This is a genomic window from Mycobacterium sp. IDUB_24 (genome assembly GCF_055419385.1).
The window spans coordinates 535,610-548,388 of the sequence record NZ_JBVAXO010000003.1 but is presented as its reverse complement, the minus strand read 5'-3'; the positions used below and the strand labels follow the sequence as shown (position 1 = coordinate 548,388).

General features: G+C 65.9%; 10 protein-coding genes and 1 pseudogene. 7 read left to right on the top strand and 4 right to left on the bottom strand.

Annotated features, from left to right (window positions below; translation table 11 throughout):
• Nucleotides 1–37 precede the first annotated feature (37 nt).
• Together fdhD and ACZYZF_RS15055 are read right to left on the bottom strand one after the other, a co-directional pair.
• Nucleotides 38–862, bottom strand: a complete 825-nt coding sequence (gene fdhD / locus ACZYZF_RS15060; RefSeq protein WP_463836142.1) for a formate dehydrogenase accessory sulfurtransferase FdhD — start codon at nucleotides 860–862, stop codon at nucleotides 38–40.
• A complete protein-coding gene (locus ACZYZF_RS15055; protein ID WP_463836141.1) occupies nucleotides 862–3,174 on the bottom strand; it encodes an FdhF/YdeP family oxidoreductase in 2,313 nt (770 codons plus the stop codon). The genes fdhD and ACZYZF_RS15055 overlap by 1 nt, the downstream gene beginning before the upstream one ends.
• A gap of 118 nt (nucleotides 3,175–3,292) precedes the next feature.
• Between ACZYZF_RS15055 and ACZYZF_RS15050 the strand changes: the two genes are divergently transcribed.
• Entirely contained in the window at nucleotides 3,293–4,246 is a 954-nt protein-coding gene (locus ACZYZF_RS15050) for a LysR family transcriptional regulator (RefSeq protein WP_463747561.1), read from the top strand.
• Nucleotides 4,247–4,297: 51 nt separating this feature from the next.
• Here ACZYZF_RS15050 and ACZYZF_RS15045 read toward each other — a convergent pair whose 3' ends face one another.
• Nucleotides 4,298–4,483, bottom strand: coding sequence for a hypothetical protein (locus tag ACZYZF_RS15045; RefSeq protein WP_463747562.1), 186 nt, complete (start codon nucleotides 4,481–4,483; stop codon nucleotides 4,298–4,300).
• Nucleotides 4,484–4,739: 256 nt separating this feature from the next.
• On the opposite strand from ACZYZF_RS15045, the gene ACZYZF_RS15040 reads away from it, so the two are divergent.
• The 6 genes and pseudogenes from ACZYZF_RS15040 to ACZYZF_RS15015 all read left to right on the top strand — a co-directional run bounded on the left by ACZYZF_RS15040 (nucleotide 4,740) and on the right by ACZYZF_RS15015 (nucleotide 11,623).
• Entirely contained in the window at nucleotides 4,740–5,564 is an 825-nt protein-coding gene (locus ACZYZF_RS15040) for a PfkB family carbohydrate kinase (protein WP_463747704.1), read from the top strand.
• A gap of 340 nt (nucleotides 5,565–5,904) precedes the next feature.
• Nucleotides 5,905–7,857 carry a 2-oxoacid:acceptor oxidoreductase subunit alpha gene (locus tag ACZYZF_RS15035; RefSeq protein WP_463836140.1) on the top strand — a complete coding sequence of 651 codons (1,953 nt, stop codon included), beginning with the start codon at nucleotides 5,905–5,907 and terminating at the stop codon, nucleotides 7,855–7,857.
• Nucleotides 7,854–8,936 (top strand): 2-oxoacid:ferredoxin oxidoreductase subunit beta, encoded by a 1,083-nt coding sequence (locus ACZYZF_RS15030; protein ID WP_463836139.1) that lies wholly within the window; start codon nucleotides 7,854–7,856, stop codon nucleotides 8,934–8,936. Before ACZYZF_RS15035 ends, ACZYZF_RS15030 begins: the two co-directional genes overlap by 4 nt.
• A gap of 28 nt (nucleotides 8,937–8,964) precedes the next feature.
• Nucleotides 8,965–9,528 carry a molybdenum cofactor guanylyltransferase gene (gene mobA, locus ACZYZF_RS15025; protein WP_463836138.1) on the top strand — a complete coding sequence of 188 codons (564 nt, stop codon included), beginning with the start codon at nucleotides 8,965–8,967 and terminating at the stop codon, nucleotides 9,526–9,528.
• Nucleotides 9,529–10,669: 1,141 nt separating this feature from the next.
• Nucleotides 10,670–10,903 (top strand): annotated as a pseudogene (locus ACZYZF_RS15020) (transglycosylase family protein); the annotation flags it as partial.
• A 246-nt stretch (nucleotides 10,904–11,149) separates the two neighbouring features.
• Nucleotides 11,150–11,623, top strand: a complete 474-nt coding sequence (locus ACZYZF_RS15015) for a transglycosylase family protein (RefSeq protein ID WP_463747566.1) — start codon at nucleotides 11,150–11,152, stop codon at nucleotides 11,621–11,623.
• 2 nt (nucleotides 11,624–11,625) lie between these two features.
• On the opposite strand, the gene ACZYZF_RS15010 is transcribed toward ACZYZF_RS15015, so the two are convergent.
• Nucleotides 11,626–12,774: an FAD-dependent oxidoreductase gene (locus tag ACZYZF_RS15010; protein WP_463836137.1), complete on the bottom strand. Its 1,149-nt coding sequence runs from the start codon at nucleotides 12,772–12,774 to the stop codon at nucleotides 11,626–11,628.
• Nucleotides 12,775–12,779: the final 5 nt, after the last annotated feature.

The window sequence follows — 12,779 nt, the reverse complement described above, 5'->3', positions numbered from 1 at the left end:
TTCACTCGAAAAGGGGCAGTTTTGTGTCTGCTCGGCGTTAGCGGGTGACCCGATCGGGGCGGGTGTAGACGTTCATCGAGTCGCCCCGCAGGAACGCCACCAGGGTCAGCCCCGATTGGCTGGCCAGGTCGACGGCCAGTGAGGACGGCGCCGAGACGGCCGCCAGGATCGGGATGCCCGCCATCACGGCCTTCTGGGTGAGCTCGAACGACGCCCGGCCGCTGACCAGAAGCACGGTGGCAGTTGACGGAATCCTCTTGTGTTCCAGTGCCCAGCCGATCACCTTGTCGACGGCGTTGTGCCTGCCGATGTCCTCGCGGACGACGAGCATGGTGCCGTCGACGGTGAACAGCGCCGCCGCGTGGAGGCCGCCGGTGCTGGCGAAGACCTTCTGGGCATCGCGCAGCTTCGCGGGCATCGCCGAGAGCACCGCAGCGGGAACCGTGGACGGGTCATCGCCCGGGCAGTGCTTGCTGCTCAATCGCACCGCGTCAAGCGACGCCTTGCCGCACACCCCGCATGACGAGGTGGTGTAGAAGTTGCGGGTCACGTCAACCTCAGGCTTGGGAACATCCGGGGCCAAGGTCGCGTCCAACACGTTGTAGGTGTTGACCCCGTCTTCGTCGGCGCCCCGGCAGTAGCGCACCGACACCAGATCCTCGCGCCGGCGGATCAGCCCCTCCGTCAGCAGAAACCCTTGCGTCAACTCGACATCGGCGCCCGGGGTGCGCATGGTGACGGTGATGGGTGTGCCATCGACCCGGATCTCCAGAGGTTCCTCGACCACCAGGGTTTCCGGCCGCGCCTCGGCCGTCCCACCGGTGACGTGGTGGGCGCGACGGCGGGCGGTCACCCGTCCCATCAGGGGGCTTCCGTTCCGCGACGCTGCAACCGGATGACGACAGCTTTGGACACCGGCGTATTGGACTTCGCGGCCGTATGGTCCAGCGGCACCAGCGGATTGGTCTCGGGGTAGTACGCCGCGGCGTTGCCTGCCGGCGTGGAGTAGGGCACCAGCAGGAAGTCGTCGGCGCGGCGTTCCTGGCCGCTGAATTCCGATACCAGGTCCACGCGATCACCTGCCTGGAACCCCAACCGCTCGATGTCGACGGGGTTGACGAACACCACCCGCCGTCCGCCCTTGACACCGCGGTAGCGATCGTCAAGGCCGTAGATCGTGGTGTTGTACTGATCGTGGCTGCGCAGGGTCTGCAGCACGAGCCGTCCCTCGGGCACCGGCACCCACTGCAGGGGGTTGACTGCAAAGTTGGCTTTGCCTGTGGTGGTGGGGAATTCGCGGGAATCCCGTGGCGGGTGGGGGAGCTGGAACCCGTCGGGCCGGCGCACCTTGGTGTTGTAATCAGCGCAGCCGGGGACCACGGCGGCGATCGCGTCGCGCACGGTGTCGTAGTCGCCGGCGAAGGTTTCCCACGGCACCGGATGGTCCGGGCCCAGCAGGGCGCGGGCGAGTTCGCAGACGATGCCGACCTCGCTGCGCAGCTGATCGCTGGGCGGGTGCAGGCTGCCGCGCGACAGGTGCACCATCGACATCGAATCCTCGACCGACACCTGCTGCTTGTGTCCGTCGACGATGTCGCGGTCGGTGCGGCCGAGGGTCGGCAGAATCAGTGCGGTCCGACCGTGCACCAGGTGACTGCGGTTGAGCTTTGTCGAAATCTGAACGGTCAGCGCGCAACTGCGCAGCGCGCGCTCGGTGACCTCGGTGTCGGGGGTGGCCGACACGAAGTTGCCGCCCATCCCGATGAACACACTGGCCCGGCCGTCGCGCATGGCACGAATGGCGTCGACGGTGTCGTAGCCGTGCCTGCGCGGGCTGGTGATACCGAATCGCTTGTCGAGCGCATCCAGGAATGCGTCGGGCATCTTCTCCCAGATGCCCATGGTCCGGTCGCCCTGCACATTGGAGTGGCCGCGCACCGGGCATACCCCGGCACCGGGCTTGCCGATCATGCCGCGCAGCAGCAGCAGGTTGGTGGCCTCGCCGATGGTCGCCACCGCATGATGATGCTGGGTGAGTCCCATGGCCCAACACACGACGGTGCGCTGGGAGGCAGCCAGCAGGTCGGCGACTCGCTGCAGCTGAGCACGGTCCACGCCGCTGGCTTCGGTCACGGTGTCGAGGTCGACGCCGCGGGTCTGGGTGGCGTACTCGTCGTACCCGGCGCAGTGCTCGGCGATGAACTCGTGGTCCAAGACGGGCGCCACGGCTCCAGCCCCTTCGTCGGCCTCCAGCAGCAACCGGCCCAGCCCGGCGAACAGCGCCATGTCCCCACCGATGCGGATCTGCACGAACTCGTCCGCGATCGGGACGCCGTGCCCGACGACACCGTTTACCTTCTGCGGATCCTTGAACCGGATCAGGCCGGCCTCGGGCAGCGGGTTGACCGCAATAATCTTGGCGCCCTTGGCTTTCGCCTTCTCCAGTACCGAAAGCATGCGGGGATGGTTGGTGCCGGGATTCTGCCCGGCGATCAGGATCAGGTCCGCCTCGGTCACATCCTCGACGGTGACCGAGCCCTTCCCGATACCGATCGACTCGGTCAGCGCGGCACCCGAGGACTCGTGACACATGTTGGAGCAGTCCGGCAGGTTGTTGGTGCCGTAACTTCTGACCAGCAGTTGATAGAGGAACGCGGCTTCGTTGCTGGTGCGCCCGGACGTATAGAAGAGGGCCTCGTCGGGGGAGGCCAGCGCATTGAGGTGCTCGGCGATCAACCGGTAGGCGGCGTCCCAGGAAATCGGCCGATAGTGGTCCTCGTCCGGCGCCAACACCATCGGATGGGTGAGCCGACCCTGTTGAGACAGCCAGTATTCGGGCTTGGAATCGAGTTCGGCGACGCTGTGGCGCGCGAAGAACTCGGGTGTCACCACACGTTTGGTGGCTTCTTCGGCGACGGCTTTGGCGCCGTTCTCGCAGAACTCGGCGAGTTTGCGGCCACCGTGCTCCTCGGGCCAGGCGCAGCCCGGGCAGTCGAAGCCGTGTCGCTGGTTGAGTCGGGCCAGCGCGGCAGCGGTCCGCAGCGGCCCCATCTGCTCGAACCCGCGCTGCATGGACACCATGACGGCCTTGACCCCGGCGGCCTCGTCTTTGGGTTCGGTGATCAACGCGGCGCGCTCGTCGTAATCGGCATTGATGTCCTTGGCGCTGGTCATGAACCCAATCTAGTCCCCGAAAAACCGGGGGAGGCCCCGCTTGGCGGGTGGCCACATTCGATATTTCACATGCAGTGATAGATGCTTTCTATCGAACTGGGCGGATGCGGGGGAGACGATGGCAAGTGACGTGCTACTTCAGCAGCTCGACTATCTGCTGGCACTCGCGACCGAGCGGCACTTCGGCCGGGCAGCCACGCGATGCCACGTGAGTCAACCGACCCTGTCGGTGGCTATCCGCCGGTTGGAGCGCGAGTTGGGCATCGTCATCGTGCAGCGGGGCCATCGCTTCGAAGGATTTACCGAAGAAGGTCAGCGCGTCGTGAGCTGGGCCCAGCGGATCGTTGCGGAACGCGATGACATGCTCGCCGATATCGACCGCATGCGGGGCCGGTTGACTGTCACCGCCCGGATCGGTGCAATACCCACAGCGGTGCCCACCGGCCCGTTCATCACCACCGAATTCCTGCGCCGCAATCCCGCGGCGTCGGTGCGTATCGAGGCATTGTCATCACGCGAGATAGCCCGGCGGCTCGCTGATTTCGAGATCGACGCCGGGTTGACCTATCTCGATGACGAAGCTCCGCCCGGAACCAGGTCGGTGGAGATGTACCGGGAGCGCTATGTCCTGGTGGCGCCGGCCGACCATGCACTGATGCGCCGCCGAGAGGTCGCGTGGTCGGATGCGGCCGGGCTCGAACTCTGCGTGCTGAACACCACGATGCGTAACCGGCGCATCCTCGATGCCAACATGGCCGCTGAAGGGGTGCGCTATCGCCCTGTGGTGGAGGCGGACTCGGTCGATGCGCTGTATGCGCACCTGACGAACTCGCCGCGCGCGACCATCGCATCCACCGCATGGCTGCCACAGCTCGGGGTGCCGTCGGGCTTTACTGCGAGGCCCATGGTGCAGCACGGTCCGCGCCCGACGATCGGACTGGTGGTGCTCGACCGTGCGCCTGCGTCGATCGTGGCCGCCGCGCTCGTCGAGGTGGCCGCCGATGTGGACGTCGGCGCACGCATCGACCGCTGGTGGGGCGAGACGGGGCAGGCGAGCGCCGAAATTATGTAGATCGTCAGAGACCGCGTACTCCCTTGCCACCGAGGGCATGGTCGGTCAGGTTTATCCGGGCTCGGCCGTCGGGGCCGGCTCGGCCTTGACCGGTGGCGTGGCAGCGGGTGTGTCGGGCGTCGATGGCGGTACGGACTGGGTCACGGTCTCGCCGAAGTGCATGGTGGGTTCGGCTGCTGGGACGGACATCTCGGGTGTCGTGCCGACCTGGGCCGTTTTCAGACCAACTACGGCCATGGCTGCTACCGCCGCAAATCCGGCCGTACAGAGGAGACGCTGGACCCTCGAATCCATGTGCATTGCGCAATACCCTTCATCGTCACATCGGTTGCCTATGTGATTTCCAATGCGTATTCGGCTTCCGGCATTCCATACCTGCCGTTGTGACATGGGTCACATTTCGATTTCGGGTCGGAGATCGGGCGGGGCCGGGGAGCATGGAGGCTGCGCTGAGCGGGAGACTTCATCCATGCCACGAGACCTAGCCCCCGGGGTGACCGTGCTCGGCAATCTTGCGATCGACGTCATCAACGGGGCGCCGCCCAGTCCGGGGGGTTGTGCGTCGTTCGCCGGGGTGGCTCTGCAGGCGGCGGGCGGACCTGGCCGGATCGTCGCGATGGGTGCTGAACGCGATCACGTTCTGTTCGACGGGCTTCGCGCACGGTTCGGGCCGCTGGTGCAGATCCTGCCCTCGGCGGCGACGAGTTCGTTCAGTCTCGATTACGACGACACCGACCACCGGCATATGGGTGTGCAGGCGATCGGCCCGGTGTGGACGGCCGCGGACATCGAGGTGGCCGATCCGGCGACAACATGGGTGCACCTGGCTCCGTTGTTGCGTACCGATTTCCCGGCCGCGACGCTGGCAGCGCTCAGGGCCCGTGGTCACCGCGTCGCCTACGACGGGCAGGGCCTCGTGCGGGCCGACCGATTGGGGCCGCTGGTCGAGGATCGCCACTTTCCCGCCGACCTACTGGTCAACGTAGACATCCTCAAACTCGCCGAGGACGAGGCGGTGATCGTCGCCGACGGCGCTTTCGACGCGTCGGCCGCGGAACGACTCGGCGTCTCGGAGATCCTGGTGACGTACGGCTCGGAGGGATGCGACATCTATGTCGACGGTGCCGTGCAACGCGTACCGGCTGCCTGGCGGGTGCTGGATGTCCAGACTACGGGGGCCGGGGACATGTTCACCGCCTGCTATGTGGCACACCGCGCGGCGGGCCATGATCCGCGTCGCGCGGCGGAGGCGGCGAGCGCACTCGTGGCGCGGGAGTTGGACAAGCGTGCGCATGTCGGCACGGCCGATCAGAAGTGAGTGCGCATCGGGGTTAGACTCGACAGGTGTCAAGTTTATGCTTGCCAGTGCTAGCGGAGAGCTACCGGCCGGTAGCCTTTTCCTTAGAGAATGACATTCTCCTAAACGTGACGAAAACCACAGTGTTGTCTCAAATGGGGCTTGTTCACGTCGGTGAACTGCATCTTCGTCAGGTTCTCACCCGCGTGTCGGGGCGCAACGCGGTGAAGCCCAGCCTAAGAGCAGTGCAATAATCGGTACTGGTAGTGACATCAAAATTCGGTGGACGTTCGATCCGGCGGCGCGTCACGCGACAGCGGCCCGGAAAGACGTGGTCAAAGCAGTGTGAAAGGCGGTAGCCGTGGGTGAGAACGGCAACGGCAATGGCGCCGCGCCGCGGCAGAAGCTGGAGAAGGTCGTCATCCGCTTCGCCGGCGACTCCGGCGACGGTATGCAGCTGACCGGTGACCGCTTCACTTCTGAAGCTGCACTGTTCGGCAACGACCTGGCGACCCAGCCGAATTACCCGGCCGAGATCCGCGCGCCACAGGGCACTCTGCCCGGTGTGTCGTCGTTCCAGATCCAGATCGCCGACTACGACATCCTCACCGCCGGTGACCGCCCCGACGTGCTCGTGGCGATGAATCCCGCCGCGCTCAAGGCCAACGTCTCGGATCTGCCGCGCGGCGGCCTGATCATCGCCAACTCCGATGAGTTCACCAAGCGCAACCTCGCCAAGGTCGGATACGACAGCAATCCGCTAGAGGATGACACGTTGTCCGACTATGTGGTGACGTCCGTCGCGATGACGACGCTGACCCTGGGTGCCGTCGAGGCGATCGGCGCCACCAAGAAGGATGGCCAGCGCGCCAAGAACATGTTCGCCCTCGGCTTGCTGTCGTGGATGTACGGCCGCGAGCTCGAGCACAGCGAGGGGTTCATCCGCGAGAAGTTCTCCCGCAAGCCCGATGTGGCGGAGGCCAACGTCCTCGCGCTGAAGGCCGGCTGGAACTACGGCGAGACCACCGAGGCGTTCGCCACCACCTACGAGGTGTCGCCGGCCAAGCTGAAGTCCGGTGAATACCGTCAGATCTCGGGCAACACCGCACTGGCCTACGGCATCGTCGCCGCCGGACACCTGGCCGAGATCCAGGTGGTGCTCGGCACCTACCCGATCACCCCGGCTTCGGACATCCTCCACGAGCTGTCCAAGCACAAGAACTTCAACGTCCTGACTTTCCAGGCCGAGGACGAGATCGCCGGTATCGGTGCGGCCATCGGCGCCTCCTACGGCGGTGCACTGGGTGTCACCAGCACCTCGGGCCCCGGTGTCTCGCTCAAGTCCGAGGCGATCGGCCTGGCCGTGATGACCGAACTGCCGTTGCTCATCGTCGATGTGCAGCGCGGTGGCCCGTCGACGGGCCTGCCGACCAAGACCGAGCAGGCCGACCTGCTGCAGGCGCTGTTCGGCCGTAACGGTGAGTCGCCGGTCGCGATCCTGGCCCCGAAGTCGCCGTCGGACTGCTTCGACATCGCCGTGGAGGCCTCGCGCATTGCGATCGACTACCACACCCCGGTCATCATCCTGTCCGACGGTGCAGTCGCCAACGGCTCTGAGCCCTGGCAGATTCCGGACATCAGCACCTATCCGCCGATCGACCACAAGTTCGCCAAGTCCGGCGAGCCGTTTGCGCCGTACGCCCGCGACCCCGAGACCCTGGCCCGGCAGTTCGCGGTGCCCGGCACCCCGGGTCTGGAGCACCGGATCGGTGGCCTTGAGGCCGCCAACGGTTCGGGCAACATCTCCTACGAGCCCAAGAACCACGACCTCATGGTGCGGTTGCGCCAGGAGAAGATCGCCGGCATCACGGTGCCCGATCTGGAGATCGACGACCCCACCGGCGACGCGGAACTGCTGATGCTGGGGTGGGGTAGCAGCTATGGCCCCATCGGCGAGGCGTGCAGACGCGCCCGGCGCAAGGGCATCAAGGTGGCCCAGGCCCATCTGCGCCACCTGAATCCCTTCCCGGCCAATCTCGGGGAGGTGCTGCGCCGCTACCCGAAGGTGGTGGTGCCGGAGATGAACCTCGGTCAACTGGCCCTGCTGCTGCGCGGCAAGTACCTGGTCGACGTCCAGTCGGTGACGAAGGTGGAAGGCATGGCCTTCCTCGCCGACGAGGTCGAAGGCATCATCGACGCGGCCCTGGACGGCACACTGGCCGACAAGGAAGCGGACAAGGCCAAGTTCGCGAGGTTGGCGGCGGCCACCATCGAGGAACCAACTGAGTCGAATGCTGTGGGAGCGAACGCATGACTGACCTGATCGGCGCCGATCTCGGGCTGAGCGAAGCCCCGTTGAACAAGAACGCTCTGGTGCCCACCACCGACCAGCCGCAGAAGGGCAAGGACTTCACCAGCGACCAGGAGGTCCGCTGGTGCCCGGGTTGCGGTGACTACGTCATCCTCAACACCATCCGCAACTTTCTGCCGGAGTTGGGCCTCAAGCGCGAGAACATCGCGTTCATCAGCGGCATCGGCTGCTCCAGCCGGTTCCCGTACTACCTGGAGACCTACGGCTTCCACTCGATCCACGGTCGTGCCCCGACTATCGCCACCGGCCTGGCGCTGGCCCGTCCGGACCTGTCGGTGTGGGTCGTCACCGGTGACGGTGATGCGCTGTCGATCGGTGGTAACCACCTGATCCACGCGCTCCGCCGCAACATCAACATCACGATCCTGCTGTTCAACAACCGGATCTACGGCCTGACCAAGGGCCAGTACTCGCCGACCTCCGAGGTCGGCAAGGTCACCAAGTCGACTCCGATGGGCTCGCTGGACTACCCGTTCAACCCGGTGTCGCTGGCTCTGGGCGCCGAGGCCACGTTCGTCGGCCGCGCTCTGGACTCCGACCGTAAGGGCCTGTCCGAGGTGCTGCGCGGCGCAGCCGAGCACCGCGGTGCCGCGCTGGTGGAGATCATGCAGGATTGCCCGATCTTCAACGACGGATCCTTCGACGCCCTGCGCAAGGAAGGCGCCGAGGAGCGGCTGATCAACGTGAGCCACGGTGAGCCGATCACATTCGGTGCCGATGGCGAGTACTGCGTGGTCAAGTCCGGGTACGGCCTGGAGGTTGCCAAGACCGCCGAGGTCGCCGCCGACGACATCGTGGTGCACAACGCCGAGATCGATGATCCCGCTTACGCATTCGCACTGTCGCGCTTGAGCGAGCAGAACCTCGATCACATGGTGATGGGTATCTTCCGCAAGGTCAGCCGGCCGACGTATGACGACGCCGCGCGTCAGCAGGTCAACACGGCCATCGAATCCAAGCCCCATGACACCGCGGCTCTGCAATCCTTGCTGCGTGGCAAAGACACCTGGACTGTCGAGTAGTTGCACCGACCCCGCTGACCAACAGCACTTGAGCACAGCCCCGCTCGCCGCGGTAGTTCTGGCGGGCGGGGCTTCGCGCCGTATGGGGCGTGACAAGGCGACGCTGCCGTTCGACGGTTCGACGATGGTCGAGCATGTGGTCGCCGCCGTGAGCAGGCGCTGTTCACCGGTTTTCGTGATCGCGGCGCCCGGCCAGCCGCTGCCCGAACTGAGTGCCGAGGTGTTGCGCGACGAGGTGCGCGGTGTCGGACCGCTGGTGGCGACGGGTCGCGGGCTGCGGGCGGTCGCCGAGGCCGGCCTGGATCGCGCATTCGTCTGCGCGGTCGACATGCCGTATCTGGATTCCGAGCTGATCGATGTCCTGGCCGCCGCCGCTGATCGGATACCCGCCGATATCGTGTTGCCCTGGGACGGCAGGGCTCACTACCTGGCGGGGGTCTACCGCAGCGCGCTCGCCGACCAGATCGCCGTCTTGGTGCACGACGGACGGCGCAGCATGCGCGCGCTGGCCGAGTCCGTCGACACCCAGCGGATCGTGATGTCACCGCAGCGAGCACTGACCAATGTCAACAGCGTGGCTGATCTGCCCTGAGCGGAGCAATTCGGTCGAAGCGGGTACAGCAAATTACGAATTCGCACGGAAACTGGGCGCAATTTATCGTTTCGAAATAATTGGCCGATATTTCCTCGATATTCGGAGCTGTGTAAGGCGGGTGAATTCGGGAAACGTCACCGTCCAGGCTGTCGCGGTGATTTGTGAAAGCTGCTGGGGCTCAGGATTATTCGCTGTCGCAGGCGGTGTGTGAATGAGGCGCGGTATTCGCTGGCGACTGCTCTGAGCGTGCCTGATTCTGCACAAGACAACTCTGACCGTGCGCTTTGGCGGCGATCGGGGGATCGCGCGCCGAGCGGCCGTGTTGTCCAGGGAGGCTGACGCTTCTGGCGGTGTCTCGTAAAGGTCTGTGACACAACGGGTTCAGTCGTTGCGCCCGTGCTCCGAGGTGTCGGGTGGAGTGCGGGCCGGCTTCGGTCGGGACTGGCTGTGCGCGTGATATGTGCTGTGTTCCAGTGTGTTTGGCGCCAGGGCCGACTTTGGGACCGGGGAGTGCTGCAGCGAACGAATTCGCGCGATGTGACGCTTGATGACACTCGTCGGTGGCATCTACCTGCGCTTTCTGTTCCCTACGGCCATACGCGGTGGTTTTGCTGCAACTGATTCAAGTGGGCCAGTTCACAATAATTGGGTGATCTCGCTCACGTTTTGTTTGCGCCGATCACGAAACGGTAACGGCGATAGCGCTGCGCTGACCTGCGTAAACGATTCGTTGGTCGTCCCGTTATCTGTCCGTGATCTTTCCGCGATCGCTTCTACATCGAGATGACTTCTCTTCGAGACCTTTGTACGGTCCAAAGCGTCTCCGACACGGAGCAAATAATTTCAACACCAAGAACCTGCGTGTGAGTGGGGCCGCGGTGGCGATTACGCCCGATGCGGGGGCCTGGGTCTGATCCCGGGCCGGGCACTGTGGCCCTCCCTTTCGTGCCTGACCGAGACGGCGCGAACCAACCCCTCCGGCCTGGATTCAGGCTGCCGCACCCGCCTAGGCGGGTGTCGATGGCGCGCGCTTGGCGAGAGGAATGAAGTGAAGAACATCCGCAAGACGTTTGGCCTGGGCATCATTGCTGGAGCACTCGCTGTGGCTCCCGTGGCACTGGGTGCCGGCACCGCCAATGCGGACAGCGTTAACTGGGACGCCGTCGCTGCCTGCGAGTCGGGTGGCAACTGGGCGATCAACACCGGTAACGGTTACTACGGTGGCCTGCAGTTCAACATGGGCACGTGGCGTGCCAACGGCGGCTCCGGTTCGCCGCATCAGGCCTCGCGCTCGGAGCAGATCCGCGTCGCTGAGAACGTGCTGCACAGCCAGGGCATCGGCGCGTGGCCGGTGTGCGGCAAGCGCGGCTAATACAGCGCCACCAGCACGACAAAAAAATACTTGATATGAGGCGGTGCCGGGCAGTAGCCCGGCACCGCTTCTGTTTCATCAGACGGCTCTCCGGTTACTCCAGCCCCGGCAACCTCGTAAAAAACTTCAGCCTCCTCTGTAACGCGTGACGTTTGTCACACGAACCCATTAGTGACCGCACAGTTGCACGAACGTGATCGGCATCTGCAGCGGTCCTGGTGTCAAAGGTCGGGGAAGGGCCGTGAGATGACCATACGAAGGGCATTTACCAGGGTTTTCTGGATAACCGCAGCGTCGGCGGGCGTCATGCTCATGCCACTGTTCACGGGCACGGCGACCGCCGGTGCCGACACGGTGAACTGGGATGCGATCGCCGACTGTGAGTCGGGCGGCAACTGGTCGACCGATACCGGCAACGGTCACTACGGCGGTCTTCAGTTCAAGCCCGCCACCTGGGCTTCGAACGGCGGGATCGGATCGCCTGCCTTCGCCCCCCGCGAGGAGCAGATAAGGGTCGCCGAGAACGTCCTGGCCACCCAGGGCATCGGGGCCTGGCCGAAATGCGGCGCCCGCGGTGGGATGCCGACAGCCTGGGCGGCACCGACCGCCCCGACGGGCTGCCAGACGGTGCGCCCGGGTGCCGTGCTGGGCATCTTCGATCTACGCCGGATCTGCACGACCTTCCTCGACCCGCTGGGTGCCTTCGGCGTTCCGCACTGACCTCAGCGCACCGGGGTGAAGGCCCCGCGCGCTGCGATCGAGGCCAGGTGCCGTGTCAATACGAACTCGGGTACCAACACGGACGCCCGCGTGGCCGCGGCGCTGAGTACCTCCGGACGCAGGTTCACCACCCGGCCGATGAACTGTGACTCGCGCACGATCGCCATGGCCCGCTTCCGGCGCAGGGCCGCGAATCGGGCGAAGGCAGTCGGCAGATCCGGCTCCCGAACCGCGAGGCCGGCCAGTGTGGCGGCATCCTCCAGCCCCTGGCAGCCGCCCTGGCCGAGATGCGGGCGCATCGGATGAGCGGCGTCCCCGGCGATCACCACCGGCCCCCGGGCCCAGCAGCGGGCGGGGGCCCGGTCGTAGAGATCGTTGCGCAGTACCTGATCGGGATCGGTCGTGGCGAGCAGTGTCGGGAGCGGCTCCGCCCACGACGTGAAGGTCCTTCTCAGGTGGGCCAACTCTCCATCGGAGGCCGCGTGGCCGTGGGGTGCGCGCTGGGTGGCGAACCAGTACGTGTGCTCGGCGCCCAGCGGCACATGCCCGACCAGCAACCCGGAGCCGTGCGTTTCGCCCGACAGTTCGGGATCGAGCGGGCAGGCGGCCACCGCGCGCCAGGCGGTGTAGCCGGCGTAGCGGCGGGGCAGCGGCCCGTTCAGGTGGCGGGCCACCACGGAGTCGACGCCGTCCGCGCCGACTACGCCCGCCGCCTCGCGAACCGAGCCGTCGGAGAACGTGACGCGTACGCCGGAGGCGTCGACCTCGAGGCCCTCGGCGGCGAGCTCGCAGTGGACGGTCCCCGGAGCCAGCGCTCGGGTTAGGACCTCGGTCAGCGTCGCGCGCCTGATCACCACCAGCGGTTCGCCCAGCGCCCGGGTGAACCGTTGCGCCGCCGGTCGGCGAAGCCAGGAGCCGTCGGGCCGGCGCAGTGTCCCTGCGGTGACCCGGCCGCCTGCAGCGCGCACCTGGTCGCCGAGGCCGATCTCGTCGAGCGCGGCCAACGCGTTGGGCCAGAGGCTGATTCCCGCACCGGGCGTGACATCGCCGCGCGCTTCTGCCACGCACACCTCAAACCCCTGCCGCTGCAATGCGACTGCGGTGGCCAAGCCGGTGATACCCGCACCGACGACGAGGACGGACGCTGCCATCGGTC

Excerpts from the sequence above, each read along its gene's own strand:
- ACZYZF_RS15030 (WP_463836139.1), top strand. The coding sequence starts at position 7,854 with ATGACTGACCTGATCGGCGCCGATCTCGGGCTGAGCGAAGCCCCGTTG.
- ACZYZF_RS15010 (WP_463836137.1), bottom strand. The coding sequence starts at position 12,774 with ATGGCAGCGTCCGTCCTCGTCGTCGGTGCGGGTATCACCGGCTTGGCC.
- fdhD (WP_463836142.1), bottom strand. The coding sequence starts at position 862 with ATGGGACGGGTGACCGCCCGCCGTCGCGCCCACCACGTCACCGGTGGG.
- ACZYZF_RS15050 (WP_463747561.1), top strand. The coding sequence starts at position 3,293 with ATGGCAAGTGACGTGCTACTTCAGCAGCTCGACTATCTGCTGGCACTC.
- ACZYZF_RS15015 (WP_463747566.1), top strand. The coding sequence starts at position 11,150 with ATGACCATACGAAGGGCATTTACCAGGGTTTTCTGGATAACCGCAGCG.
- ACZYZF_RS15045 (WP_463747562.1), bottom strand. The coding sequence starts at position 4,483 with ATGGCCGTAGTTGGTCTGAAAACGGCCCAGGTCGGCACGACACCCGAG.
- ACZYZF_RS15055 (WP_463836141.1), bottom strand. The coding sequence starts at position 3,174 with ATGACCAGCGCCAAGGACATCAATGCCGATTACGACGAGCGCGCCGCG.